General features: G+C 63.1%; 24 protein-coding genes and 1 pseudogene. 8 read left to right on the top strand and 17 right to left on the bottom strand.

All coding sequences use genetic code 11. The annotated features are described in order from the left end of the window. Positions 1 to 15: 15 nt before the first annotated feature. Positions 16 to 1,428, bottom strand: a complete 1,413-nt coding sequence (otsA, locus tag ACUN0E_RS30480; protein WP_408223106.1) for an alpha,alpha-trehalose-phosphate synthase (UDP-forming) — start codon at positions 1,426 to 1,428, stop codon at positions 16 to 18. A 138-nt stretch (positions 1,429 to 1,566) separates the two neighbouring features. Here otsA and ACUN0E_RS30475 point away from each other — a divergent pair. Then, positions 1,567 to 2,372: pseudogene (locus ACUN0E_RS30475) on the top strand (IS5 family transposase). Between the two features lie 6 nt (positions 2,373 to 2,378). On the opposite strand, the gene ACUN0E_RS30470 reads toward ACUN0E_RS30475, so the two are convergent. From ACUN0E_RS30470 to mltG, 8 genes are all read right to left on the bottom strand, one after another. Continuing rightward, positions 2,379 to 3,602 carry a mechanosensitive ion channel family protein gene (locus ACUN0E_RS30470; RefSeq protein ID WP_445568915.1) on the bottom strand — a complete coding sequence of 408 codons (1,224 nt, stop codon included), beginning with the start codon at positions 3,600 to 3,602 and terminating at the stop codon, positions 2,379 to 2,381. Positions 3,603 to 4,049: 447 nt separating this feature from the next. Then, entirely contained in the window at positions 4,050 to 4,406 is a 357-nt protein-coding gene (locus tag ACUN0E_RS30465; RefSeq protein ID WP_408217047.1) for a Rap1a/Tai family immunity protein, read from the bottom strand. Positions 4,407 to 4,623: 217 nt separating this feature from the next. Further along, positions 4,624 to 5,364 (bottom strand): ankyrin repeat domain-containing protein, encoded by a 741-nt coding sequence (locus tag ACUN0E_RS30460; RefSeq protein WP_445568914.1) that lies wholly within the window; start codon positions 5,362 to 5,364, stop codon positions 4,624 to 4,626. A gap of 52 nt (positions 5,365 to 5,416) precedes the next feature. Next, positions 5,417 to 6,208 carry a TatD family hydrolase gene (locus tag ACUN0E_RS30455; protein ID WP_445568913.1) on the bottom strand — a complete coding sequence of 264 codons (792 nt, stop codon included), beginning with the start codon at positions 6,206 to 6,208 and terminating at the stop codon, positions 5,417 to 5,419. Between the two features lie 118 nt (positions 6,209 to 6,326). Continuing rightward, a complete protein-coding gene (locus ACUN0E_RS30450) occupies positions 6,327 to 6,845 on the bottom strand; it encodes a GNAT family N-acetyltransferase (protein WP_445568912.1) in 519 nt (172 codons plus the stop codon). A 96-nt stretch (positions 6,846 to 6,941) separates the two neighbouring features. Beyond that, entirely contained in the window at positions 6,942 to 7,976 is a 1,035-nt protein-coding gene (locus tag ACUN0E_RS30445; RefSeq protein WP_445568911.1) for a DNA polymerase III subunit delta', read from the bottom strand. 94 nt (positions 7,977 to 8,070) lie between these two features. Further along, the gene (gene tmk / locus ACUN0E_RS30440; protein WP_325046713.1) at positions 8,071 to 8,691 is read right to left on the bottom strand and encodes a dTMP kinase; all 621 of its coding nucleotides are present in this window, start codon (positions 8,689 to 8,691) and stop codon (positions 8,071 to 8,073) included. Continuing rightward, positions 8,691 to 9,701 (bottom strand): endolytic transglycosylase MltG, encoded by a 1,011-nt coding sequence (gene mltG, locus ACUN0E_RS30435; RefSeq protein ID WP_408484395.1) that lies wholly within the window; start codon positions 9,699 to 9,701, stop codon positions 8,691 to 8,693. The genes tmk and mltG overlap by 1 nt, the downstream gene beginning before the upstream one ends. Positions 9,702 to 9,779: 78 nt before the next feature. Here mltG and ygfZ point away from each other — a divergent pair, with 78 nt between their 5' ends. From ygfZ to ACUN0E_RS30415, 4 genes are all read left to right on the top strand, one after another. After that, entirely contained in the window at positions 9,780 to 10,877 is a 1,098-nt protein-coding gene (gene ygfZ, locus ACUN0E_RS30430; RefSeq protein ID WP_445568910.1) for a CAF17-like 4Fe-4S cluster assembly/insertion protein YgfZ, read from the top strand. A gap of 86 nt (positions 10,878 to 10,963) precedes the next feature. Continuing rightward, positions 10,964 to 11,191 (top strand): AbrB/MazE/SpoVT family DNA-binding domain-containing protein, encoded by a 228-nt coding sequence (locus tag ACUN0E_RS30425; protein ID WP_408335480.1) that lies wholly within the window; start codon positions 10,964 to 10,966, stop codon positions 11,189 to 11,191. Next, positions 11,184 to 11,609, top strand: a complete 426-nt coding sequence (locus ACUN0E_RS30420; protein ID WP_445568909.1) for a PIN domain-containing protein — start codon at positions 11,184 to 11,186, stop codon at positions 11,607 to 11,609. Before ACUN0E_RS30425 ends, ACUN0E_RS30420 begins: the two co-directional genes overlap by 8 nt. 24 nt (positions 11,610 to 11,633) lie before the next feature. Next, positions 11,634 to 12,467, top strand: coding sequence for an NRDE family protein (locus ACUN0E_RS30415; protein ID WP_408484392.1), 834 nt, complete (start codon positions 11,634 to 11,636; stop codon positions 12,465 to 12,467). Between the two features lie 32 nt (positions 12,468 to 12,499). Here ACUN0E_RS30415 and ACUN0E_RS30410 read toward each other — a convergent pair whose 3' ends face one another. The 5 genes from ACUN0E_RS30410 to ACUN0E_RS30390 form a co-directional block, all read right to left on the bottom strand. Continuing rightward, positions 12,500 to 13,459, bottom strand: a complete 960-nt coding sequence (locus ACUN0E_RS30410) for an alpha/beta hydrolase (protein WP_445568908.1) — start codon at positions 13,457 to 13,459, stop codon at positions 12,500 to 12,502. A 187-nt stretch (positions 13,460 to 13,646) separates the two neighbouring features. Beyond that, entirely contained in the window at positions 13,647 to 14,537 is an 891-nt protein-coding gene (locus ACUN0E_RS30405) for an SDR family oxidoreductase (RefSeq protein ID WP_445568907.1), read from the bottom strand. Between the two features lie 116 nt (positions 14,538 to 14,653). After that, positions 14,654 to 15,652, bottom strand: a complete 999-nt coding sequence (locus ACUN0E_RS30400; protein ID WP_445568906.1) for an NADP-dependent oxidoreductase — start codon at positions 15,650 to 15,652, stop codon at positions 14,654 to 14,656. A 126-nt stretch (positions 15,653 to 15,778) separates the two neighbouring features. Beyond that, positions 15,779 to 16,264, bottom strand: coding sequence for a PaaI family thioesterase (locus ACUN0E_RS30395; RefSeq protein WP_408223082.1), 486 nt, complete (start codon positions 16,262 to 16,264; stop codon positions 15,779 to 15,781). Positions 16,265 to 16,395: 131 nt separating this feature from the next. Further along, positions 16,396 to 17,928, bottom strand: coding sequence for an aminotransferase-like domain-containing protein (locus ACUN0E_RS30390; protein WP_445568905.1), 1,533 nt, complete (start codon positions 17,926 to 17,928; stop codon positions 16,396 to 16,398). Positions 17,929 to 18,106: 178 nt separating this feature from the next. Between ACUN0E_RS30390 and ACUN0E_RS30385 the strand changes: the two genes are divergently transcribed. After that, positions 18,107 to 18,484, top strand: coding sequence for a hypothetical protein (locus ACUN0E_RS30385; RefSeq protein WP_445568904.1), 378 nt, complete (start codon positions 18,107 to 18,109; stop codon positions 18,482 to 18,484). A gap of 70 nt (positions 18,485 to 18,554) precedes the next feature. Beyond that, positions 18,555 to 19,058: an LEA type 2 family protein gene (locus ACUN0E_RS30380; RefSeq protein WP_445568903.1), complete on the top strand. Its 504-nt coding sequence runs from the start codon at positions 18,555 to 18,557 to the stop codon at positions 19,056 to 19,058. Between the two features lie 31 nt (positions 19,059 to 19,089). Here ACUN0E_RS30380 and ACUN0E_RS30375 read toward each other — a convergent pair whose 3' ends face one another. The 3 genes from ACUN0E_RS30375 to ACUN0E_RS30365 all read right to left on the bottom strand — a co-directional run bounded on the left by ACUN0E_RS30375 (position 19,090) and on the right by ACUN0E_RS30365 (position 24,368). Beyond that, positions 19,090 to 20,268 (bottom strand): acetyl-CoA C-acyltransferase, encoded by a 1,179-nt coding sequence (locus tag ACUN0E_RS30375; protein ID WP_408223075.1) that lies wholly within the window; start codon positions 20,266 to 20,268, stop codon positions 19,090 to 19,092. Positions 20,269 to 20,422: 154 nt separating this feature from the next. Further along, positions 20,423 to 22,537: a 3-hydroxyacyl-CoA dehydrogenase NAD-binding domain-containing protein gene (locus tag ACUN0E_RS30370; protein ID WP_445568902.1), complete on the bottom strand. Its 2,115-nt coding sequence runs from the start codon at positions 22,535 to 22,537 to the stop codon at positions 20,423 to 20,425. A 154-nt stretch (positions 22,538 to 22,691) separates the two neighbouring features. Then, positions 22,692 to 24,368, bottom strand: coding sequence for a 3-(methylthio)propionyl-CoA ligase (locus ACUN0E_RS30365; protein ID WP_445568901.1), 1,677 nt, complete (start codon positions 24,366 to 24,368; stop codon positions 22,692 to 22,694). A 232-nt stretch (positions 24,369 to 24,600) separates the two neighbouring features. On the opposite strand from ACUN0E_RS30365, the gene ACUN0E_RS30360 reads away from it, so the two are divergent. Further along, a complete protein-coding gene (locus tag ACUN0E_RS30360) occupies positions 24,601 to 26,157 on the top strand; it encodes a protein adenylyltransferase SelO (protein ID WP_445568900.1) in 1,557 nt (518 codons plus the stop codon). Positions 26,158 to 26,234: the final 77 nt, after the last annotated feature.

Genomic DNA, 26,234 nt, shown 5'->3' with positions numbered 1-26,234 from the left:
TCTTCAAACACATCATCACTTATGTCCACCGCCCTTACCCGGCTTCTGTACCGGCACGTTGCGCAAATCATCCAGAAAGGTATCGCGCCACACACCGAGATCGTTCTTGCGCAGCGCCGCCATATTGATCTCGTGACGCCGCTGGCGCGCATCGAGCGGCATTTGCAGCGCGCGCTGCAAGGCTTCGCACATGCCAATTGCATCGTGCGGATTGACCAGCAGCGCGCCGCTCAACTCCGCCGCTGCGCCCGCGAAAATCGACAACACTAGCACGCCTGGATCGTCGGGATTTTGCGCGGCGACATACTCCTTCGCGACGAGGTTCATACCGTCATGCAAGGGCGTGACGAAGCCGATCTGCGACTCGCGAAACAGCGACATCAGCTTCCAGCGGTCGTACTGTTGATTCAGATAGCGGATCGGCGTGTAATCGAGGCCCGAATAACGGCCGTTGATGCGCCCGGCTTCGTATTCGAGATCCTGGCGGATCTTCTGATAAGTGGCGACGTCCGAACGGGTCGGCGGTGCGATCTGCACCAGCGTGACGTTGCCGCGCCATTCGGGCGAGCGTTCCAGTAGTTGCTCAAAGGCGCGAAAACGTTCGACGAGCCCTTTCGAATAATCGAGCCGGTCAACGCTCATGATCAGCTTGCGGCCTTCCAGACTCTGCTTCAGGTCGAGCACGTGCTGGCGGCTTTCGTAGCGCTGCGCCTGCTCGGCGATCTCGTCGGGGAACACGCCAATCCGGTAGACGCCCGTGCGCAGCTTGCGGCCGAAGGCTTCGACGTGATTGCCTCCGCTGACGGTGCCGCGCGCATGGCGCGTTACGTAGTCGTGGAAAGCCAGTTCATCGGTCGCGGTCTGAAAGCCCAGCAGGTCATAGCACGACAGCGATTTCACCAGCTCTTCGTGCGGTGGAATGTTGAGCAGAATCTGCGGCGCCGGAAACGGAATGTGCAGGAAGAAACCGATACGGTTCGTGATGCCTTCGGAGCGCAGCGCTTCGGCGAACGGGATCAGATGGTAGTCGTGAATCCAGATCACGTCGTCGGGCTCGAGCAGCTTGATCAGCTTGTGCGCAAGCCATGCGTTGACGCGCCGGTAGCCCGCATACTCTTCGCGCTCGTAGCGCGCAAGGTCGTTGCGGTAGTGGAACACCGGCCACAATGTCGCGTTCGAAAAGCCGCGGTAGTATTGGTCGTAGTCCTTGCGCGTGAGACCGACGGTCGCGAAGGTCACCGCGCCGTCCTGCTCCAGCGTCGGACCGGCGTTGGCGACGGTCTCGCTCACCACATCGCCGCTCCAGCCGAACCACACGCCTCCTGCATCTTTCAGCGCGCCGAACACGCCGACCGCGAGGCCGCCCGCCGATCCTTTGGTTTCCGTCGGTGTTGCGACACGATTCGACACGACGATCAGTCGGCCCATGTTGGTAGTCCTCCTTGGTCAGATGGACGGTTCGACCACGTTGGTGCACGATCAGTTGCACTCATCTTCGGCCAGTATGCCGCCTTCCCCAGCTAGAGGGTGTTAGGAACTTGTGGCCAGACCTGGTACCCTGGCGGAATGACAGTACGCAAGCCATACCCGACGGATGTATCGGACGAAGAATGGAGCTTTGCTGCTCCGTATCTGACCTTGATGAATGAAGACGCACCGCAACGCCGGTACGAACTGCGCGAGATGTTCAACGCGCTGCGCTGGATGGCGCGCGGGGTGCATCGTGGCGCATGCTGCCGACAAATTTCCCGCCGTGGGAGATGGTCTACCAGCAAACGCAACGCTGGTTGAATGCGGGCTGCTTCGAAGCAATGGTCAGCGATTTGCGTTCGGTCATTCGGGTCGCGCAGGCGCGTCAAGGCCAGCCGAGTGCCGTGATTCTGGACGGGCGCACGTTGCAGTCCACCTGCGAGAGCGGACCGCGTGCGGGTTACGACGGCCATAAACGCAAACGAGGCAGCAAAGTCCACATGGCTGTCGACACATTGGGCCTTCTGCTCGCGGTACATATCACGCCGGCCAACGAGCAGGAGCGGGCGCAGGTGGCCGAGCTTGCGCGCCAGGTTCAGCAGGCAACCGGCCAGACGGTGAAACTTGCATTCGCTGACCAGGGCTATACCGGTGAAACGGCTCGACAGGCGGCGCATGACGAAGGCATCGAACTGCAGATCATCAAACTGCCCGAAGCGAAGAAGGGTTTCGTGCTGCTGCCGCGTCGCTGGGTGGTCGAGCGCAGCTTCGGTTGGCTCAACCGGTTCCGGAGGCTGGCGCGCGACTATGAGCGCCTGCCTGAAACCCTGGCAGGCCTACACTTCGTTGTCTTTGCCATGCTCATGCTCGTACATGTCGCACCGATTATTCAAAGTTCCTAACACGCTCTAGGCTTTTTCCTTGACCTTCAGCGACGGATCGCTCGCCTGCGGACGACCGGCGCGGCTTGCCACCGGATCGGCCTCGGTGTGCGCGGCGGTACTGCCGGCGGGCGTCTGCGTGCTGCGCGGCACCCAGTCGAGCGGTTCGCCCTTGTCGTTTTCGAGCTCCGCCGACACTTCGGCGCGCGCTCGCGGCAAATACTGCGGATAGTGCTTCTGGATGAAGTCGAGCAAGCCCTCGCGGACCCGGCAGCGCAGATCCCAGTTCAGACCGGAATCGAGCGAACTGACAAGCGCGCGCAACTGCATCGACCGTTCGGTGCCGTCGGTGACCTGCAGCACCTGCACGCGGCGATCCCATTCGGGCGCACCCTCGACAATGCGCGCGAGCTCTTCGCGCAACGGCGCGAGCGGCATCCGGTAGTCGACGTACAGGAACACCGTGCCGATGATCTGTGAACTGCTGCGCGTCCAGTTGGAGAACGGGTTTTCGATGAACCATTGCAGCGGCACGATCAGCCGCCGCTGGTCCCACAAACGCACTGAGACATAGGTGCCGGTGATTTCCTCGATACGTCCCCACTCGCCCTGGATCACAACGACATCGTCGAGCCGGATGGGCTGCGACAGCGCGATCTGCAAACCGGCGATCAGATTTCCAAGCACCGGCCGTGCGGCGATACCGGCGACCAGACCGGCTACGCCCGCCGAGGCCAGCAAGCTCGCGCCAATCTGCCGTACGTTCGGGAACGTCATCAGCGCCCCGCCCACGCCGACGATCACGATCACCAGCATCACCGAGCGCGCCAGCACGCGTGCCTGCGTATGGATGCGGCGCGCCTGCAGGTTGTCGGCGGTATCGAGCGGATGGGCCCGGATGATCGCCTCGCCGATCGCCGCTGCCGAGCGCACCGACAGCCACGTGATCGCACCGATCAGCGCGATCGCGGCGGCATCGCGTAGCGGCGTGATGAAGGTGAGCGCATCGGGCGCTTCCCACCACACCGCCTCCAGCGCCAGGATCACGAGGACGAACAGCGACGGCTTGTCGATATAGCGCAGCACGACGCTGGTGAGCGGATACGGCCGCGCGATTCGCGTGACGATGCGTGCGCCGACTCGATGGATGCCCACAGCCAGCACCGCCGCGACGACCGAGACGATCAACGCGCCGAGCCACGTATGCAGAGGGGCTTCGGAGATTCGGCTGAGGTCGTCGAGAGTTGGCATGGAGGGCGGGTTCCTCTTGGTTCGGATGTGAACGGGATCGCCAGGCCGAGGCGCCGCGTTCATGGTTCGATGCATCCGCGGCGGGACGCCTGTAGACATCTTAGGCGTTCGTCCGCTCGGACTGGGGAAAGGTGCCCGAGGCGGCAGCTTCCGGGAAACAGGCGGCCAGCAGCGGGCCGCCATCGAAGCGGATTTCAATGCGGCTTGAACACGATTCAAGCATGATTCAAGCACGCCTACAGGCGATTTCCTGCTGGGCCTCAAATGGCCTCGAGCGGCCTCGAGCGGCCTCGAGCGGCTTCGAACAAGCCACAAGCGAGTTTCACTACCTCGCCGGTTCGGCCCAGAACCCGCTTGAGACTCAAGCGGGCTGAAACGCCTAACGCACCCGATCCGGGCGCGCGGCGCAGGCGTCAGCCGTGATTCACATCAAACTCAACGACGGGATCAACTGCCGCTCTTGCAAGGAAATGCCTTGCCGAGCCCCAGTGAGATCGCCGTGCTGGCGTTATAGCCCGCGACGATCGGATTTTCCGCAATGTATTTGCGTACCGCGTCGGTGAGTTGCGCCGAGCGCGCGTCCGGCGGCAAGCAGAAGTACTGGCCAACGCGCGGCCCTGTGGTACCGCCAATCGCGTCGATCGTGTTGAAGATGCCGTCGGCAGCACCTTCAATGTACGCGGCACACGCACTACGCGATGCCACATCGGTCTTCGTGCACAGCTTGTTGAGGTCGCCTCCCGTAAACGCAGCTGCCGATAGCGGTACGGCAAACGCGCTGGCGAAAATCAAAGCCCGCAGCATGGTGTTCCTTTCCAGGGTGGTTTATCAGGCGGTCTTACGCCGCATCGAACCGGCGCGCCACGACAGCGCGCCAAGTCGTCATTCTGCACTGTTTTGTGGAGTGCCAGGCATGCCAACAGCCGCTATCTTCAGGCAAATTGTGCGGTCCGGCGCGACGGCAACTCGTTGCGCCGGTGGCTGGCATCCCGGCCCCCGGCGCTTCGGCTTTTCAAGCAGTTCACTTCTGTTGCATCTGCTTCAGGCGCGCGGTGAGTCCTTCGACCACGTCCGGCTCCTTATAGGTCTTCGCGAAATCGAGCGCAGTCAGGCCGATCTGGTTCTTCACCGTGAGGTCCGCACCGTTGTCGAGCAGGAGCTTCACCGTCGACACATGACCGCCACGCGCGGCCATCATCAGCGGCGTGGTGCCGTTCGGCGAGCCGGCGTCGACGTAGGCCGAATGGTCGAGCAGTACTTTAACGATGTCGTCATGGCCATTCGCAGCCGCGTAGTGCAACGGCGCCCAGCCCTTCTTGTTGACTTCGGCGTCCTTCGCGATCAGCAGATTGACGAAATCGAGGTCGCCGTTCAGCGCGGCCATCATCATCGCGTTCTCGCCGGCCTTGTCCTGAATCTCGATGTTGGTTTTCGGATTGGCGATCAGCGCGGCACCCACCTTGTCCGACTTCTCACGCGCGGCGATCACCAGCAATGGGAAGCCCTGGTTGTCGACGCTGTTCGGGTCCATACCCTTGGCGAGCAGCTTGTTGACGCCGTCGATGTCGTCGAATTTAACCGACTTGATGAGCGAGTCGATCGGTGCGGCCTGAACCGGCGAGGCGACCAGCGAACTCAATGCGGCGCAGGCGAGCGTGGCGGCCAACGCGGCGCGCGACGCGCTGCGGCGAGCCGAGCCCAAGGCGGATTGCACGGCTGAAGCCTCTTGAAACGCGACGGACGAAGTCGGGTAATTTGTCATGTTTTACTTTAGGAAAATTCCCTATCCTTTTGATATTTATCGGCTTTAATGATCAGACACCAGCCGGCGCGAGAATCTTGAAGAGCCGGAAGAAGTTCTGTGTCGTCGCGGCGGCAAGCGCCGTATCCGGCATCTCGCGTTGTTGCGCGATGAAGCGTCCGACATAACTTACGTACGCAGGTTCATTAGGCTTGCCGCGATACGGCACGGGCGCGAGGTACGGCGAGTCGGTTTCGATCAGCAGGCGGTCGAGCGGCACGCGGCGCGCGACGTCCTGCACGTCGGTCGCGCTTTTGAATGTGACGATGCCCGACAGTGAAATGTAAAAATTCTGCGCCAGCGCCTGCTCAGCGACTGCCCATGGTTCGGTGAAGCAATGCATTACGCCACCCGGTTCGCTTGCGCGCTCCTCGGCCATGATCCGCAGCGTGTCTTCCGCGGACGAACGCGTGTGAATAATCAGCGGCTTTTTCGTGGCGTGTGCGGCACGGATATGGGTGCGAAAGCGCTCGCGCTGCCATTCCATATCGGCGATCGTGCGGCCTTCCAGACGGTAGTAGTCGAGGCCGGTCTCGCCGATCGCGACCACTTTTGGATGCCCGGCCAGCTCGACGAGTTCGGCGAGCGTCGGCTCGCGCATGTCCTCGTGATCCGGATGCACGCCGACCGACGCGTAGACATTGTCGTGCCGGCTGGCAATCTCCAGCACGGAAGGCAGCGTTTCAAGATCGACTGACACGCACAGCGCATGCGTGACCGAATGGCTGCGCATGTTCTCGAGCACCTGCGGCAGGCGGTCAGCGAGTCCTTCAAAGTTGATATGGCAGTGCGAATCGACAAACATGGTGAAGTCCTGCTGATAGATAGCTTTAACTCAGCTTTAACCCGGTTTTAACTCGAACCCGGTGTGAATCCTGGCTGTGAATCCTGGCTGTGACCCTGGCTGTGACCCTGGCCGTCAATCAGGCGGCGGCTGGATCGAGCCGCTTGCCGAGAATCACCAGATCGCGCTCCACGGCGTCGAGCATCGCGACGCGCGGGAGCGAGCCCCACGTGTCGAAGCCGAAGCCGCGGAACAGGCGCAGGCTCGCTTCATTGTGACCGAAGATGAAACCCAGCACCGTGTCGATGCCGAGCGCCGGCGCCGCCGCGAGTGAAGCCGCCAGCAGTTGCTTGCCGAGACCCTTGCCACGCGCGCTTTCGTCCAGATAGATGCTGACTTCGGCGGTACGCTGATAGGCCGGGCGGCCGTAGAAGTCAGAGAAGCTCAGCCATGCGATCACGCGGCCGGCCTGCTGCGGATCTTCCACCACCCACAGGGGGCGCTTTTGCGGGCCGTGTGCGTGAAACCACGCCAGACGGCTTTCGACGCTCACCGGTTCGAGATCGGCGGTGACCTGCCGCGACGGCACGGTCGAGTTGTAGATGGCAACGATCGCGGGCAGATCGTCGAGCGTGGCATCGCGGTAGGGAAGATTCATGGTGCGGTGAACGTGAGATGGAAGACGAATCAGCGGACGGGCACCTGGCCGGGCAAGGCGCGCCCGCCCTGGACAAACCATCCGGCATCAAAATATTTACGCGAACAATTCGCGATAACCGATAAACAGTTCTTCAAACACCAGCCGCGCGTTCAGCGGATGGTTCTCGACGGCGCGCTGGCGCGTCACGTTGCGCATGAAGCGCGCGAACGCGCTGGCGTCGGCTTGCGATGCACAGCGCGTCAACGCCGTCGAAGCCTGTGGAAAATAGCGCGGCGCGCCGGCTGTGCGCTGCGCCAGCAGATCGTACATCCAGCGTTGCAGCCAGCCGAGCACGAGCGGCACCGGCAGCTTCTGCAGCGCCTCGCCGCAGGCAAAGGCGTCGCAATCGGCACCGGCGGCCAGTTGCTTAAGCGTCCAGTCACGCAGCGCGCGGTTCGCGTCGCTCGCCAGTGCAAGGGCCGTGAGCGGTGCGCCGCCGGCCTCGGCGAGCAGCGCGGGCGCTTCGGCGACGCCTTGCGCGGCGAGCCACTTCGTGGCGAGCTCCGGCGCGGGCATCGTCATCGGCCACTGGCGGCAACGGCTGATGATGGTGGGCAGCAGACGGTCGATGCGCGCCGACACCATCAAAAACATCACGCCCGCCGGCGGTTCTTCGAGCGTTTTCAGGAGCGCGTTGGCCGCGGCGATGTTCAGCCCCTCGGCGGGATACAGCACGACCACGCGCGCGCCGCCACGGTGCGAACCGACGCCGACGAAATCGAGCAAGCCGCGAATCTGCTCGATCTTGATTTCCTTGCTGGGCGCCCGGGTCTTCTTGCCTTCCTCGCCGTCGGCCTTCTCGGCTTTTTCGTCCGCGGCATTACCGAGACCGGCTTCGGCAGCCAGCGCTTCAGGCACGACGATCCGATAGTCCGGATGATTGCCCTGCGTGAACCAGTTGCACGCCACACACGCGCCGCAGGGCTCGCCGTTGGCCTGCTGGGCCTCGCACAGAAAGCCCTGCGCCAGGTGCTGCGCGAAGCGCAGCTTGCCGATTCCCGCCTGCCCGTGCAGCAGCAAGGCGTGAGGCCAATGCCCGCGCAACTGCTGCAGGCGATTCCAGTCATCGGCTTGCCACGGATAAATCATTATTTCTCTTTTAAATCAGTCGGTTGATGCCGCATGCTAAGACATCGAGCGAACTTTATGTACAGTTATAAATAAGAATTATATTCTTTTAAAATCAAAGAACTGTGATCAACTCTTCAAGTTTTTTCTGAATCCGTGCAATGCTGTCCGAAGAGTCAATGATAGCGAACCGGTACGGCGCTTCTTCCGCGCGGCGCAGATATTCAGTACGGGTGCGATTGAAAAATGCCTCCGACTCGCTTTCGAAACGATCCGGATCACGCGCGGCGCGGCGCCGTTCGTTGGCGATTTCCGGCGCCAGGTCGAACAGCACCGTCAGATCCGGCTGAAAACCACCCTGCACCCAGCGCTCCAGCGTTTCCAGCTTGTCACGCGGCAAGCCGCGGCCACCGCCCTGGTAGGCGAAGGTCGCGTCGGAGAAACGGTCGGACAGCACCCAGTCGCCGCGCGCCAGCGCCGGCTCGATCACTTCGGCCAGATGCTGGCGGCGCAGCGCGAACATCAGCAATGCCTCGGTTTCAAGGTCCATCTTCTGATGCAGCACGATCTCCCGGATCTGTTCGCCGAGCGGCGTGCCGCCCGGCTCGCGCGTCATCACGACCGAGCGGCCGGTGCTCGCGACTTTCTCTTCGAGGCGTTCGCGAAACCAGCCCAGATGGGTGGTCTTACCGGCTCCGTCGATGCCCTCAAACGTAATGAATTTGCCCCGCGCCATCATTGCCCTCGAATGTATTTGTCCACGGCCTTGTTGTGATCGCCGAGGGTGTCAGAAAAGATACTGCTGCCGTCGCCGCGCGAAACGAAGTACAGCGCGGTGGATTGCGCCGGGTTCATCGCCGCTTGCAGCGATGCGACACCGGGCAGCGAGATGGGTGTTGGCGGAAGCCCCATCCGGGTGTAGGTATTGTAGGGAGTGTCGGTCTGCAGGTCTTTCTTCCTGATGCGGCCGGTGTAGCTCTCGCCCATGCCGTAGATCACAGTCGGGTCGGTTTGCAGCGGCATGCCCACGCGCAAACGGTTCGCGAACACCGCAGCCACCATCGGCCGATCGGATTTTTTGCCGGTTTCCTTTTCAATGATTGACGCCATCGTCAACGCGTCGTACGGGGTCTTGTACGGCAGGTTCGGCGCACGGGCAGTCCACGCTTCGTCCAGACGCACACGCATCAGCCGGTACGCACGGCGGTAGACGTCCAGATCGCTGGTGTTCTTGTCGAACAGATAGGTGTCCGGGAAAAACAGGCCCTCGCCATTGCCGATCGACGCTTCCGGTGCGCCGATCGCGTTCATCAGATCGGTGTCGCTCATGCCCGCCGTGTCGTGCTTGAGCGCCGGATTGGTGTCCAGCTCGGCGCGCATGCGCTTGAAGGTCCACCCTTCGATGATGGTCGCCACGTATTCATTGACGTCGCCGCGCGCGATTTTTTGCAGCACTTCGTACGGCGTGATACCCGTTTTGAACTCGTAGTTGCCGGATTTCAGATCGCTTTGCAGCCCGAGCAGCCGCGTCATGATGACGAACAGTTCAGGCTCCACCGGCACGCCGCCGCGATTGAGTTGCAGCGTAACACTACGCAAGCTGCTGTGCGGCTTGACGGTGACATCGAGTTGCGCGGGGGTCAAATCGAGTGGGCTGTTGGCCCAGTGATATCCGCCTGCGATTGCGGCTGCGGCCAGCACAATGACGATTGAGCCGGCGACGAAACATTTCTTCAGAAGGGACATGCGTAACGGGGCTGGGTTGGACCTCATATAATACTTGTTTGCCTTAGCTAAAGTCAGAATTGACTGTTCCCGGAATCCATGAACACACCGCTCGCTAACGCTTCAGGCACGCCTTCAGTTGCGCCCGCAGTTGCTCAGACGGGCACCGCTGCCACGGCACACGCTTCCGCGCCCGTCGGACTTCCTGCTTTGCCGCGCCCCGCCGCTGACGAATTCGACGCTGTCGTCAGTCAAGGCGCCTACATGCCGCTGACGCAGTTCGGTGTCATCGACGTGACCGGCGACGACGCGGCGAGCTTCCTGCACGGCCAGTTGACCAACGACACGCAGCATCTGGATGCCGCCAATGCACGCCTCGCCGGCTACTGTTCGGCCAAGGGCCGCCTGCTGGCATCGTTCCTGACGTGGCGCACGGGCGAGACGATTCGCCTGCTGGTGTCGAAAGACGTGCAGGCCGCCGTGCAGAAGCGGCTGTCCATGTTCGTCCTGCGCGCCAAGGCCAAACTCGTGGATGCGAGCGGCGAACTGGCGGTGGTGGGTCTCGCGGGCGACGTGCGTAAAGCGCTGTCGGGCGTGTTCGATGCGTTGCCCGACGGCGTACATGTGCAAGTAGACGGCACGGCGGGTTCCCTGATTCGTGTTCCGGACGCGCTAGGCCGGCTGCGTTATCTGTGGGTCGGCCCCAAGGCCACGATCGAGGCGCACCTGCCGTTGCTCGACGAAAAGCTCAAGCGCGTATCGCCGGCGGTATGGGACTGGCTCGACATTCGCGCGGGCGAACCGCGCATCACGCAGCCGGTGGTCGAGCAATTCGTGCCGCAAATGGTCAATTTCGACGTGCTCGGCGCGGTCAACTTCCGCAAGGGCTGTTATCCGGGTCAGGAAGTGGTGGCGCGCAGCCAGTATCGCGGCACGATCAAGCGGCGCACCTCGCTCGCGAACGTGGCGGGCGAACTGGCGACGGTCAAGGCAGGTGCGGAACTGTTCCACTCTGACGATCCGGGCCAGCCGTGCGGGATGGTGGTGAATGCGGCGTCGGCGCCGGAGGGTGGCGTCGATGTGCTGGTGGAGATCAAGCTGGCGGCGCTCGAAGGCGGCTCGGTGCATCTGGACGCGGCGGATGGTCCGGCGCTGACATTCCTGCAGTTGCCGTATGGGTTGCCGACCGAGATTTAAACCCACCGCGGCTCTACAAAGGCATCATCTTGTGCTCAGCAATTGATATACTTTCAACTACGTATATCAATTGCTGAGAGGGCATCATGGTGGTCTCCAAGTGGGGTAATAGTCTTGCGATCCGGCTACCTGCCGCGGTAGTCGACGCCCTCGAATTGCACGAAGGTGACGATATTGAAGTGGTAGTCGCTAGCGCCCGCATTTTCGAGTTGAAGAAGAAACCCGGCCGCGAAGATTTCCTCGCGCGTCTGCGTGATTTCCGCGGCAAGCTCCCTGCCGACTTCACATTCGATCGGAACGATGCGAATGAATGAGGTGAAGGCATTTATCGACAGCAACGTATTGCTTTACCTGCTTTCGGCGGATGCTGCAAAGGCCGAGCGAGCCGAAGCGACAATTCGCGCTGGAGGGCGTATCAGCGTACAGGTGCTCAACGAGATAGCGAACGTAGCGCGGCGCAAGCTCGGTATGTCGTGGCCTGATATCAACGAGGTGCTCACGCTCATCCGCTCGCTGTGCCCTGCCGACCCGTTGACGATTGAAATCCACGAGCGAGGCAGGCTGGTTGCCGAACGTTACGGTCTGAGCGTATACGACGCGATGATCGTGGCCGCGGCGCTGGTTGCCGGATGCGCGACGCTCTATTCCGAAGATATGCAGGACGGCTTGGTGATCGAGCGGCAGGTGAGGATCCGCAATCCATTCGCGGCCCAGTCGGTGCCGGCACTCTAACTACTTCCCGGGAGACGCCCCCCGATGTGTCTGATTGTCTTCGACTGGCGACCCGATGCGGTCGACGGACCGCTCTTCACGCTCGCCGCGAATCGCGACGAATTTTTCCGCCGCACCGCCGAGCCGATCAGCTGGTGGCATGACGCGCCGACCGTGCTGGCTGGCCGCGATCTGGTGGGTGGCGGCACGTGGCTCGGCATGGCACGCGATGGTCGATTCGCCGCGCTGACCAATTATCGCGCGCCGCACGAAATGCGCGCCGATGCGCCGACGCGAGGCACCCTGGTCAGCGACTGGCTCAGCGGCTCAGGCAGCGGCCAGCAGGAAACGCCGCTCGACTATCTGCAACACGTCGCACAAACCGGCGACATCTATAACGGCTTCAACCTGCTCGTCGGTGACTGGACGCGCCGCGAACTCGGCTGGTACTGCAACCGGTCGAACGTCGCGCCCACGCTGCTCGCGCCCGGCACGCATGGCATCTCGAACGCGGTGCTCGATACCGCGTGGCCGAAGCTGGTCACGAAGCGCGCCGAGCTGGGCACCATGCTCGCGCGCGATGCAATGCCGCCGCTCGAACGGCTGATCGATCTGATGCGCGATCCGCGCCTTGCCCGTGACGATGAATTGCCGTCCACCGGCATTCCGCTTGAACGGGAGCGGGCGTTGTCGGCGGCGTTTATCGAAACGCCGGAATACGGCACGCGGGGCACGACCGCGGTGCGCGTGGTCGCGCATGGCGAGGTGATCAGCGTAGCGGCCGCCGAACGCAGCGACGACAACGGCTCGCATCGGATCGTGCGACCCGGTGACTTCGAGCGAAGCTTCGCGTTTAACGTCGAACGCGAGATCGCCTGAGACGCGCTTGACGGCTGCCGGGCCGATGCAGACTACTCAAGGCCGAACGCCGCCCGCAACGCCGCGGCGGCATCCGCATGCGCCTGCGCGACGTCGGTCACGAAGCCGCCCATCTTGAAGAACTCGTGAATCATGCCCGCGTAGCGTTGCAGCACGACCTGATTGCCCGCCGCGCGCAGTTTCTCCGCATACGCATCGCCTTCGTCGCTTAACGGATCGTATTCGGCGGTTGCGATCCATGCCGGCGCGAGGCCGCTGAAATCGGGCGTGCCGCGTGTGCCGTCGAGCGGCGCAAAACGCCAGTCGTCGCGATCACGCTTATCGCGCACGTATTGATCAAAGAACCATTGAATCGTGTCGCCCGACAGCAGGAACCCGGACGCGAGGCGCGAGTGCGAATCGGTTTGCTGATAGCCCGTGGTACCCGGATAGATCAACAATTGCAGGACGAGCCTGATGCCCGCGTCGCGTGCCAGCACCGCGCATACCGTAGCCAGCGTGCCACCCGCGCTATCGCCGCCCACGGCCAGCCGCGCTGCATCGATACCGTATTCCGCGGCGTGTGCGTGCAGCCAGACCAACGCATCGAACGCGTCTTCAACCGCCGTGGGAAATTTGTACTCGGGCGCGAGCCGGTAATCGACCGACAGCACCGTGCACTTGCCATCGCGCGCGAACATCCGGCATAACGCATCGTGCGTATCGACGCTGCCGACCGTGAAGCCGCCACCGTGGTAATACACCAGCGCCGGCGCAGGCTCGGCCCAACTCGGCTCGACAGGCTGATAAAGACGCGCGCGAATCGTCGCACCGTCGCGCGTCGGCACTTGCAGGTCTTCGACCGCGAACATGGGCACGCTCGCGATCTCCAGAATCGGCGCGCTTTTCTCGTAGGATGCGCGCGCCTGTTGTGGGGGCAACTCGTGAAGTTGCGGGCGTTTCGCACGCGCGATCATGTCGAGTACCTGCTCGATCTTCGGATTCAGCGGCATTGGGCGTCTGGTGGCGCGGGGGCGCCGAGCGTTAGTAGGTAAAAAGGCGGGTGAATGACAGGACGGGCAGTCGAGCAAATTGTAAAAGCCCGGAAACCGGTAGCCGGCCTCAGCTACCCCGTGCAATCGTCACGAAAAAAACCCAGCGCAAGCCAACGAAAAAACCGCAGTCCGATACCGTGAGCGCCTAGCTCGCGTTCTTCACTTCCGGCTTAAGCGACATCGGATCAGTCGGGTTGCGCAACTGCTCGATATCCTCGTGACGCAGCTTCACCGTCGCCAGAATGCCCGGATGCGTGACGATGTAAAAACGCCGCGCGGCGATTGCTTCGAACGTGATGTCGGCGACGTCGGTCGCGCTCAGCTTGCCCGATTGCACCGCGCGTTGCAGTTGCTTGCCGGCGGCGATCTGCGAGCGGGTCGGTCCGCTATCGTTGCGCAGTTCCGCGGGCCGCGCGCGTTCCGCGTCGGCGATGCCGGTCGGCACGAAGGCGGGGCACAACAGTGAACAGCCGACCGCCCCGCCACCCGCCAGTTTTGCCGCCTGTGCGAGTTGCAGGTCGTGATAGAGCGTCTCCGTGAGCGACACGACGGCGTGCTTCGAGGCGTTGTAGATGCCCATCGCGGGCGGCGACAGCAAGCCCGCCACTGACGCCGTGTTGACGATATGCGCGGGTTCGTTCTGCCGCAGCATGATCGGTGTGAAGGCGCGCACGCCATGCGCGACGCCCATCACGTTGACGTTGAACACCCACGTCCAGTCGTTCGCCGAACTTTCCCAGAGGAAGCCGCCGGAGCCCACGCCTGCGTTGTTGAACAGAAGATGCACTTTGCCGAAGGCGTCGAGCGCCGCTTGCGCGAGCGCTTCGACCTGGGCGGCGTCGGACACGTCCGTCGGCACGCCGATTGCCTCGGCGCCGCCGGCGCGCAATGCGTCGACGGTTTGCGCCAGCGCCTCGGGGTTCACGTCGGCCAGCAGGAGCTTCATGCCGAGCGACGCGCCCTTCTCCGCGAACGCACGGCCGAAGCCGCTTGCCGCGCCGGTGATCACCGCCACCTTGCCTTCGAATTCGAACATCGTTTCTCTCCTGGGTTTAGCGGCTCAGGATTATCGGCCGAGAACCGTCAGCCGATACGTTTATCGGCTGGGCCTCATCGACATCCATCGCATGCGCGGTTCGACAGCCGCCGCGCTCAGATCAGCTTGACGAGCTGCTTGCCGAAGTTCTTGCCCTTCAGGAGGCCGATGAACGCCTCGGGCGCCGCATCGAGCCCCTGCGCGATGGTCTCGCGGTATTGCAACTTCTTCTGCGCGACCAGCGTGCCGAGTTGCTTGAGCGCTTCGGGCCACACGTCCATATGCTCGCTGACGATGAAGCCCTGCACCAGCAGCCGCTGCGTGAGCATCAGCGACGGATGCTTGAGCGGCAGCGGCTGACCGTCGTAGCCTGCGATAAATCCGCACAACGCAATGCGTCCGAACGCGTTCATGCGCGCCAGCGTCACGTCGAGCACTTCGCCGCCGACGTTTTCGAAGTAGCCATCGACACCGTCCGGCGTCACGGCTTTGAGTTCCTGATACAGATTGCCGGCCTTGTAGTCGACGCAGGCATCGAAGCCGAGTGTCTCGACCACATAGCGGCACTTTTCCGCGCCGCCCGCAATGCCGACCGCACGCGCGCCGGCCAGCTTCGCCAGTTGCCCGACCACGCTGCCCACCGCGCCGCTCGCCGCGCTGACCACCACGGTTTCGCCTGCCTTCGGCACGATGATCCGGTTCAGACCATACCAGGCCGTTACGCCGGGCATGCCGACCGGGCCGAGATACGCCGACAGCGGCACGTGCGTATCGTCGACTTTCTGCACGCCCGCACCGTTCGAGACGCCGTATTCCTGCCAGCCGAACATCGCGACGACTTTATCGCCGGGCGCGAACTTCGGATTCTTCGACTCCACCACTTCGCCCACCGTGCCGCCGATCATCACTTCGTTCAGCGGCTGCGGCGCTGCATACGACTTGCTGTCGTTCATGCGACCGCGCATGTACGGATCGAGCGACAGGAAGTGATTGCGCACGCGGAATTCGCCATCGGCGAGCGGCGCCAGCGGGGTGTCGACGAGCTTGAAGTTATCGGGCGTAACAGCGCCTTGCGGACGCGAAGCCAGCACGAGTTGACGGTTGATCTGGGGCATGACGATCGTCTCCATGGGTTACCGATGTGATCGGCGAATAATTCGAACGAACGGCGCGAACGAACGGCGTCTGCAAAAACAGGAACCCGCGCGCGGCTCTCAACGCGCGCGCTGTCCATCCTGCGCTTAACCGTCGCTTGGACCGGGTTTCGCCGAAGGGTCGCTGCGCAGACGCTGTTGCGTCACGTCGCGGCCCACGGCGAGACGCCGCATATATTTGAAGGTGCCGAGCGCTTTGGCGACGAAGTGGCCTTCGCTGTCGCGAATCTCGCCTTCGCAATAGGCCATGGTGGTCGAGCGGTGCAGCACGCGGCCGGTCGCGCGCAATTCGCCCCGGCCCGGTTGCATGAAGTTGACTTTCATCTCGACGGTCACCACGCCGACGCCGTCGCCGGCCAGGCTGCGCGCGGCCATGGCGAGCGCGACGTCGGCGAGCGTCATAGTCACGCCGCCATGCGCGACATTCCACGTGTTCATGTGATCGTGCTGCAGCGGCAGCACGACTTCGCTGACGCCGTCTGCCGCCGACAACAATTGCGCGCCGAGCCGGTCGACGAAGGGGCTTTCGGGCAACGACGCACTGCCCGTTTTAGATGAGGGTGATTCGGTCATTGCTGAGTTCAGATTCCGTAGTCGGCACATTCACGCGACGCGCGCAACGCGCATGACGTGAATGCCCGCAGGTTTCGGGCTGCCCGGACGTGCGCTCAAGGGCGCACGCGTGCAGCAGGAAATGATAACCGCTATGGCGTTTGCGCATGCGCCGCCATCCGTGTCGCCAGACGCCCTAAGCTGCGCACCGCCTCGTCGGCCTGATCGATATCCGTACTCGGACAACTGAGGCGGATGAAATGATCGAAGCGCCCGGCGTTCGAAAACACCGTGCCCGGCATCACGCGGATGCCCTCATCCAGAGCAACGTCGAAAAAAGCCGACGACGACACCTCGCGCGGCAATTCAATCCAGAAAAACATGCCGCCGGCCGGTGGCGTGAAGCGCGTCCCGTCGGGAAACGATTCGGCGATCGCCGCGGCCATGCGCTCACGCTGAATCCGCAGACGGTCGCGCAAACGCCGCAGATGCCGCTCATAGGCACTCGTTTCCAGAAATTCGGCGAGCACGACTTGCGACAACTGCTCGTTATGGCGCGACTGCGCGAACTTCAGCATGCCGATGCGCGGATGCCAGCGTCCGCCGTTGATCCAGCCGACTCGCATGCCTGGCGCGAGCGTCTTGTTGAACGACGTGCAATGAATCACGGTGCCGTCGGTGTCCCAGGTCTTCAACGATCTGGGCGGCTGCACCGTGTCGACGAGTTCGCGGTAGGGATCGTCCTCGATCAGCGGAATGCCGGCTCGCGCGCACAGTTCGACGAGCCGCGCCTTGTGCGTATCGGGCATGACGCTGCCGAGCGGATTCTGCAGATTCGGCACGACCACGACTGCCTTGATGTCGGGGTGCGTTTGCAGCGCGAACGCCAGCGCTTCGACGGCCAGGCCGGAGGTTGGGCTGGCGGGGATTTCGAGCGCGCGCAGGCCGAGGCTTTCGAGCACCTGCAACAAGCCGAAGAAGCACGGCGATTCCACCGCGACTGTGTCGCCCGGTTGCGTAACGGCACGCAACGCCAGGTTCACAGCCTCGATACCGCCGTGGGTCATGATCACCTCGTCCGCGCCGATCTGGATGCCGACGTCGAGCGCACGGCGCGCAATGATCGCGCGCAGCTCGGGATCGCCCTGATCGTGGCCGGCCGTGGTCAGCAGTGTCGGACGGCGACGCAGTGCGCGCAGCGCGGCCTTTTGCAAGGCGTCAGTGGGGTAAAGATCGGGCGAGGCAGTCGAGCCGCCGAGATTCAACGCGTCGGGATAGCGCTGAAATTTCGACACGATCGCCGAAATCGCCGTATGGATCCCGACGAACTGCGCGGCGCCAGGGGCAGCCGCGAGGTCGGGCTCGGTTGCGCCGGGCAACGTAGCCGTCTGCCGGGCGCGCACGAAGTAACCCGCGCGTGGCCGGGCGTCGATCAATGCGTCGCGTTCCAGGGTGCGATAGCTCTCGGTTGCCGTCGCAAGGCTTACGCCGTGCCGTTGCATGAATGCGCGCATCGACGGCATGCGGTCGCCGGGACGCAGCACGCCGTTGTCGATTGCGCGACGGTATTGGTCGGCCAGCTGGCGGTACAGGGGACCGCTATCCGGGACGCTGCCGTGCGCGGGTCGTTCCTGCAGCGGTGAGACCACCGCGAGTACGTCCTGCGTAGAGATAGAAGAGTTCATGAACCGATGGTGCGGACAGTTCGCGCGCGGCGACAGATACACATCTGCCTGATTCCAACCGATACAGCACGCTGAAACTCAGTCTTGTACCGGTTCACATAGTCCATTGTTGCGCCTGTTTTCACGTGGACGAACTCAATAAGCTGTGTGACATGGAAACGGTTTAAAGGAATCGATCATGCCCATCGCACCAGCTCGCAGCGGTTTGTCCCGCGATGCCGCCACCGCCCGCGTTGCAGCCGGACAGATGGCTGTGCACGATCTACGCGCACGTACCTCGATCGTGGCCGTCGAGGGCGATCTGCAACTCGCCTTCCGCGATCACTCGCTGTCGTGGCTCGGAGACACCGTCCCGCTCACGTTGCTCACGCTTCATGAAGGCGAACGCTACGTCACGCTACAGCGCGGCGTCGTGTCGATCAGCGCCACGCATGCGCGAGCGGCCGTCTTCGTCGTACAGCCACGCCAGACCGAAAACGAGTGGCCCGGTCGCATCGTTCAAGCCGTGCGCAATCTGACAAGCCTCGTCAAAACCCGGCTGCGGCGCGCCATCTGACACGTCCCGACCGGCACAAACCGGCCCGCTACAATGCATGACCCAACCCGCTTCCTTCAAGGTGCCGGTCATGTCCTTCTTTCGCGTACTGCTGTGCCGCCGTTACGCCTGCCTGGCCGCGCTCATCGCCGTCGTCACGCTGACGCTCAACGGTTGCGCGGGTCTGTTCGGCGGCGACCCTCTGCGCGTGAACGTGGCCGGCATCGAACCAGCCGACGGTCAGGGTCTCGAGATGCGCTTCAACGTCAAACTGCGCGTCCAGAATCCCAATGAGTCCGCCGTCAACTTCGACGGCGTGTCGCTCGATCTCGAACTGAACGGCAAGTCGTTCGCGAGCGGCGTGAGTGATCAGAGCGGCACCGTGCCGCGCTTTGGCGAAACAGTCGTCAATGTGCCGCTGACCGTGCCCGCCTTCGCCGCGGTTCGCCAGGCGTTCGCCCTGGCGGGCGCCGCGCAGTCGGGACAGGTTCCGTACGTTCTGCGCGGCAAACTCGCCGGCGGCCTCACCGGCACGACACGCTTCGTCGATCGAGGTACGTTGAGCCTGCCGGCGCTCGGCATGGCCTTGCCCTGATGCGGCTCGCCTGTCCCGCTCCCACGTCCGATCAAACCACTTCGAACAAGCCTGCCGCGCCCTGGCCGCCACCGATACACATCGTCACGACGACGAGTTTCGCACCGCGCCGCTTGCCTTCGATCAGCGCATGGCCGGTCAAACGCGCGCCCGAGACGCCATACGGATGGCCCACCGCAATCGCACCACCGTTCACGTTCAGGCGGTCGTGCGGAATACCGAGCTTGTCGGCGCAATACAGCACCTGCACCGCGAACGCTTCGTTCAGCTCCCACAGGTCGATGTCTTCGACCTTCAGGCCAGCCTGCTTGAGCAGCTTAGGCACCGCGAACACCGGGCCGATGCCCATCTCGTCCGGCTCGCAACCGGCCACCGCAAAGCCGCGGAAAATGCCGAGCGGTTGCAGGCCTTCGCGCTCCGCGACCTTCGCGTTCATCACCACACAAGCCGACGCGCCGTCCGAGAACTGGCTAGCGTTGCCTGCGGTGATCACGCCACCCGGCATCGCGGTACGAATCTTCGACACGCCTTCAAGCGTCGTGTCGGCACGAATGCCTTCGTCGGCGCTGACCGTGACTTCCTTCGTGTAGAGACGGCCGGTCGCTTTGTCGGCGACGCCGGCGAGCACCGTCAACGGCACGATCTCGTCCTTGAACTTGCCGGCTTCGAGCGCTGCCGCGGCTCGCTGCTGCGAGCGCACGCCGTATTCGTCCTGACGTTCCTTCGAGATCGCGTAGCGCTTCGCAACGTTCTCCGCGGTTTGCAGCATGGACCAGTAGATTTCCGGCTTGTTCTTGCTGAGCCAGCCTTCAGCCACCATGTGGCGATTCATCTCGTTCTGCACACACGAGATCGATTCCACGCCACCCGCGACGAACACATCGCCCTCGCCGGCGATCACGCGTTGCGCAGCCAATGCGATGGTTTGCAAACCCGACGAGCAGAAACGGTTCACCGTCATGCCCGGCACGCTGACCGGCAAACCGGCGCGCAGTGCGATTTGCCGCGCGATGTTAGCGCCCGTCGCGCCTTCCGGATTCGCGCAGCCCATGATCACGTCTTCGATACGCGCCGGGTCCAGCTTCGCGCGCTCGACAGCGGCCTGTGTCGCGTGGCCGCCAAGCGTCGCGCCGTGCGTCATGTTGAAACCGCCGCGCCATGATTTGGCGAGGCCCGTACGGGCGGTCGATACGATTACGGCGTCAGTCATGCATCTCTCCTATGTCGACCCGAGTTGGCGCTTTAGCGCTTACTCGGGTCCCATGCGATTTATTGCCTTCCAGATGGTGATGGTGGGCGCGCTGGCGGATCGCTCAGTCGCCCCACTTCATTCATTTCACTCATTTCGCCTGAGCGGCCGCGCTTCAGCCGTTGAACCCACGGCCTTTCGCCGCAAGTTCCGCGATGCTCGGCGCCAGTTGCCAGGCGTCGCCATTCGGGCGCGACGCATAGCGGCGAATCGCACGCTCGACGTTGTAGAGGCCGACCGTATCCGCGTACAGCATCGGACCGCCACGATAGAGCGGGAAGCCGTAGCCGGTCAGATAAACCATGTCGATGTCCGACGCCTTCGACGCAATGCCTTCCTCGAGAATCTTCGCGCCTTCGTTGACGAGCGCGAACACGAGACGCTCGACGATTTCCTCGTCGCTGATCTTGCGACGTTCGGCGTTGGATTCCTTCGAGAACGCCGCGATCATCTCGTCGACCGCTTTCGACGGATACGCGGTGCGGTCGCCCGCCTTGTAGTCGTACCAGCCGCCGCCGGTCTTCTGCCCGAAACGCCCCGTCTCGCAGAGACGATCGGCGATCTTCGAGTAGTGCATGTCAGGATGTTCCTGATAGCGGCGTTTGCGGATCGCCCAGCCGATGTCGTTACCGGCCAGGTCGCTCATGCGGAACGGGCCCATCGCGAAACCAAACTTCTCGATGGCCTTGTCCACTTGAGCGGGCAATGCGCCTTCTTCGAGCATGAAGAGCGCCTGACGGATGTACTGCTCGATCATCCGGTTGCCGATGAAGCCGTCGCACACGCCCGAAACCACAGCGGTCTTTTTGATCTTCTTGGCGAGCTTCATGACGGTGGCGAGCACGTCTTTCGTCGTCTCCTTGCCGCGCACGACTTCGAGCAGCTTCATCACGTTGGCCGGGCTGAAGAAGTGCATGCCGACCACGTCCTGCGGACGCTTCGTGAAAGCGGCGATCTTGTCGACATCCAGCGTGGACGTGTTCGACGCGAGGATCGCGCCGGGCTTCGCCACTTCGTCGAGACGCTTGAATACCTGCTCCTTGACGCCGAGTTCTTCGAACACCGCCTCGACGATCATGTCAGCGCTTTTCAGGTCGTCATAGGAGAGCGTCGGCGTGATCAACGCCATGCGCTGTTCGAGCGCTTCGGGCTTGAGCTTGCCTTTCTTGACGGTGGCTTCGTAATTCTTGCGGATCGTGGCCATGCCGCGGTCGAGCGCTTCCTGCTTCGTTTCCAGCAGCGTGACCGGAATGCCCGCATTGATGAAGTTCATCGCGATGCCGCCGCCCATCGTGCCGGCGCCGATCACGGCCACCTGCTTGATATCCCGCACCGGCGTATCGGCAGGCACATCGGGAATCTTGCTCGCCGCACGTTCGCCGAAGAACGCATGACGCAGCGCGTGGCTTTCCGGCGTCTGCACAAGCGCGATGAAGCATTCGCGTTCGAACGCGAGGCCCTTGTCGAAACCGTTCTGCACGCCCGCTTCCACCGCGTCGATGCACTTCAGCGGCGCCGGGAAATTCTTCGCCATCGCCGCGACGGTATTGCGCGTGAACTGGATGAAACCAGCGGCATTCGGATGCTCGATCTTGCGGTCGCGCACCTTCGGATGCGGGCCCGCTTTCGCACCGACCTTGCGGGCAAACGCGAGGGCTGCTTCGGCCAGATCGCCTGCCACGACTTCGTCGAACAGGCCCGAGTCGGCCAGCCCGGGATGGGCCAGCCCCGGATGGGCCAGCTTCTCCGACATCACCGGTGCACCGGAGACGATCATGTTGAGCGCGGCTTCGAGGCCGATGGCACGCGGCAAACGCTGCGTGCCGCCCGCGCCCGGCAGGATGCCGAGCTTCACTTCCGGCAGCGCGATCTGCGCGCCGGCTGCGGCGATCCGATAATGCGCGCCGAGCGCCAGCTCGAGGCCGCCGCCCATGGCGACGCTGTGAATGGCGGCAATCACCGGCTTGGCGCTGCCCTCGACGGTCTTGATGACCGTGGCGAGCGTCGGCTCCTGGGTCGCCTTGGGCGTGTTGAATTCGGTGATGTCGGCACCGCCCGAGAAGGCTTTACCCGCGCCCGTCAGCACGATCGCCTTGATGGCCGGATCGTTCTGGGCGCGCTCGATCCCTTCGACGATACCCGCTCGCGTCGAGAGGCCGAGGCCGTTTACGGGGGGATTGTTCAGCGTAATGACGGCCACGCCGTCATGAGTTGTGTAGTCCACTGCCATCTGCCTGCCTCCATGCGATGAGGCGGCGCATGACGCGCCGCCCGTCCGGTTTATCGAGTCGGCTCATTGTCCGACGCATTGTCTGACTTAGTGTCCGACTTTCCCGGGGTCAGCAGGCAGAATACACAAAAAAGCACGCTCGTTCAATTTATCGTTAGACGGGGTTTCCCCTGGCAAGCGGGCAATCCTTTTCGTCTTCGAGTACGGACGGCAGGATATGGTCGCGGAACGTATCGCGCAGCTTGAGTTTCTGCAGCTTGCCGGTAGCCGTGTGCGGGAGTTCGTCGACGAAAGCGACGTCGTCGGGAATCCACCATTTGGCAACCTTGCCGTCATAGAACGCAAGCAGTTCTTCGCGCGTCACGTCGAAACCCGCCCGCTTGACGATTACCAGCAGCGGCCGCTCGGTCCATTTCGGATGCGCGCAGGCGATGCACGCGGCTTCGGCCACGGCCGGATGCGCGATTGCGACGTTCTCGATATCGATCGAACTGATCCACTCGCCGCCGGATTTGATGACGTCTTTCGAGCGATCCGTGATGTGCAGGAAGCTGTCGCGGTCGATGGTGGCGACGTCGCCGGTCGGAAACCAGCCGTCCACGAGCGGGGAATCGTCCTTGCGGAAATACCGGTCGATCACCCAGGGCCCGCGCACATGCAGATCGCCGAACGCCACCCCGTCCCACGGCAGATCGCGCCCGTCTTCGCCGACGATCTTCATATCGACGCCGTACAGCACGTGGCCCTGCTTTTCGAGCAGTTTGCGCTGCTCTGCCAACGGACGCTGACTCTGTTCCCACGTCAGTTTCGACAAGGTCCCGAGCGGTGACATTTCCGTCATGCCCCATGCATGGATCACCTGCACGCCGTATTCGTCCTCGAACGTGCGCAGCATCGCCGGCGGACACGCTGAGCCGCCGATCACCGTGCGATTCAGCGACGAAAACCGTACGCCGGCCTCGCGCAGATAGTTGAGCAAGCCGAGCCACACGGTCGGCACGCCGGCCGAATACGTGACGCGTTCGCTCTCCATCAATTCATAGAGCGATTTGCCGTCGAGATCCTTGCCGGGAAAGACAAGTTTCGCGCCGGTCAGCGGCGCGGCGTGCGGAATGCCCCAGGCGTTCACATGGAACATCGGTACGACCGGCAGCACCGAGTCGCGCGCGGACAGGCTCATCGCATCGGGCAGCGATGCGCCGAACGCATGCAACACCGTCGAGCGATGCGAATACAACGCGCCTTTCGGGTTACCCGTGGTGCCCGACGTATAGCAAAGGTAAGACGCCTGACGTTCGTCGAGTTGCGGCCATTCGTAGTTGCCGTCCTGCGCGTTGACCAGCGTTTCGTAGCTGAGTACCGGCGTTTGCATCTTCGGCAGATGTGCTTCGTCGGCCAGTGCGATCCAGCCGCGCACCTTGGGGCACTGCGGCGCGAGCGCGTCGACGAGCGGTGCGAACGTGGTGTCGAAGAGTACGTAAGCGTCGTCGGCGTGGTTGACGATGTAGGCGATCTGATCGGGAAAGAGACGCGGATTGATCGTGTGGCACACGGCGCCGAAGCCCGTTGCGCCGTAATACGCTTCCAGATGCCGGTAGCCGTTCCAGGCCAGCGTGCCCACCCGCTCGCCGGGCTCGACGCCAAGCGCGATCAGCGCCTGCGCCAGCTGCTTCGCGCGTTTTTCGCAATCGCGGTAGGTGTAGCGATGCACGTCGCCTTCGATGCGCCGGGACACGATCTCGGTGTCGCCGAAATGCCGCGCGGCATGCGCGAGCAACGAGGACACAGTGAGCGGCACGTCCATCATCTGGCCAAGCAGCGGCGTCGTCATAAAGAGAGATCTCCTCGCCTTGTTTGTGTCATTGGGGTTACAGCTCGGGGCTGCGCGGCGCACTCCGCCGAGTGGCGCGGGACGCTCCGATGGATCGCGTGGCGCGCCCTGAAGCGGCGCGGGATCGCTTCGGCAGGATACGCCCAGCACACAGGCGGCGCCGGGCTAAACGGCCGACCAGCAGCGCCGCGGGCGCGGACTTACAATATCGGTTAATCCAGAGGCGCTCAATATGTCGTTTTCCCCAAGCATTGCAGGGTTATCCGGGCCTTTATCGGCTCTTTCCGACGCACTTACCACCTCGCCCGAAAGCGCCTTTGCGCAGCTCGGCAGCGCATTTCTGACGCGCCTGCCCGCGGCCCCGCTTAGTGCGCCGTACGTGGTCGGGTTCTCCGAAGAAGCCGCCGCGTTGCTCGGTTTAGAGCCGGCGCTCCAGAATGATCCGGGGTTTGCCGAACTGTTCTCCGGCAACGCCACGCGTGAATGGGCCGCCGAGGCGCTGCCGTACGCATCGGTGTATTCAGGGCATCAGTTCGGCGTGTGGGCCGGCCAGCTCGGCGACGGCCGCGCGCTCGGTCTCGGCGAAGTCGAACACGACGGACAACGCTTCGAGCTTCAGCTCAAAGGCGCGGGCCGCACGCCCTATTCGCGCATGGGCGATGGCCGCGCCGTGCTGCGATCGTCGATCCGCGAATATCTGTGTTCGGAAGCGATGCATCACCTCGGCATTCCGACCACGCGCGCGCTGTGCGTGATCGGCTCCGACCAGCCGGTGCGCCGCGAGGAAGTCGAAACCGCCGCGGTCGTCACGCGCGTGGCGCCGAGTTTCGTGCGTTTCGGGCACTTCGAGCATTTCTATTCGAACGATCGCGTCGATGCGCTGCGCGCGCTCGCCGATCACGTGATCGAACGCTTCTATCCGCATTGCCGCGAAGCCGGCGATCCGTATCTCGCGCTGCTGAACGAGGCGGTCATGTCGAGCGCCGGTCTGATGGTCGAATGGCAAGCTGTCGGCTTCTGCCACGGCGTAATGAATACCGACAACATGTCGATTCTCGGCCTCACGATCGACTACGGCCCGTTCGGCTTTATGGACGGCTTCGACGCCGGCTACATCTGCAATCACTCGGATTCGCAAGGCCGCTACGCGTACAAGATGCAGCCGCAGATCGCGTACTGGAACCTCTTTTGCCTCGCGCAAGGCCTGCTGCCGCTGCTCGGCGGTCAGCATGAAGAAAGCGTGCGCGGCGACAAGGCGATCGAAGACGCACAGCGGGTGCTCGGCGGCTTCAAGGACCATTTTGCACCGGCGTTGGAGCGGCGCATGCGGGAGAAGCTAGGCCTCGAAGCCGAGCGCGACGGCGATGACACGTTGGTCAACCGTCTATTCGACGTGATGCACGCCAACCGTGCGGATTTCACGCTCACGTTCCGCAATCTGGCGCGCATTTCGAAGCACGAGGCGAGCGGCGACGCGCCGGTGCGTGACCTGTTCCTCGACCGCGCCGCCTTCGACGCGTGGGTGAACGACTATCGCGCGCGCCTGTCCGAAGAAACACGCGACGACGCAGCCCGCGCCATTGCAATGAACCGTGTGAACCCCAAATTCGTACTTCGCAATCATCTGGCGGAAACGGCGATCCGCCGGGCGAAAGAGAAGGATTTCTCCGAAGTCGAACGTTTGGCCGCCGTCCTGCGCCATCCGTTCGACGAGCAGCCCGAAAACGAAGCGTATGCGGGATTGCCGCCGGATTGGGCCAGCTCGCTGGAAGTGAGTTGCTCTTCGTGACGAGCCGAAGCCTTTGATTCTGCTGAAATCCGCTTGAGCCGCTGGCGCTTTTAGTTGCCCCAAAAACAAGCACGAGA

The sequence above is a fragment of the Paraburkholderia sp. D1E genome (assembly GCF_052682275.1).
This window is presented reverse-complemented; position numbering and strand designations above follow the sequence as displayed.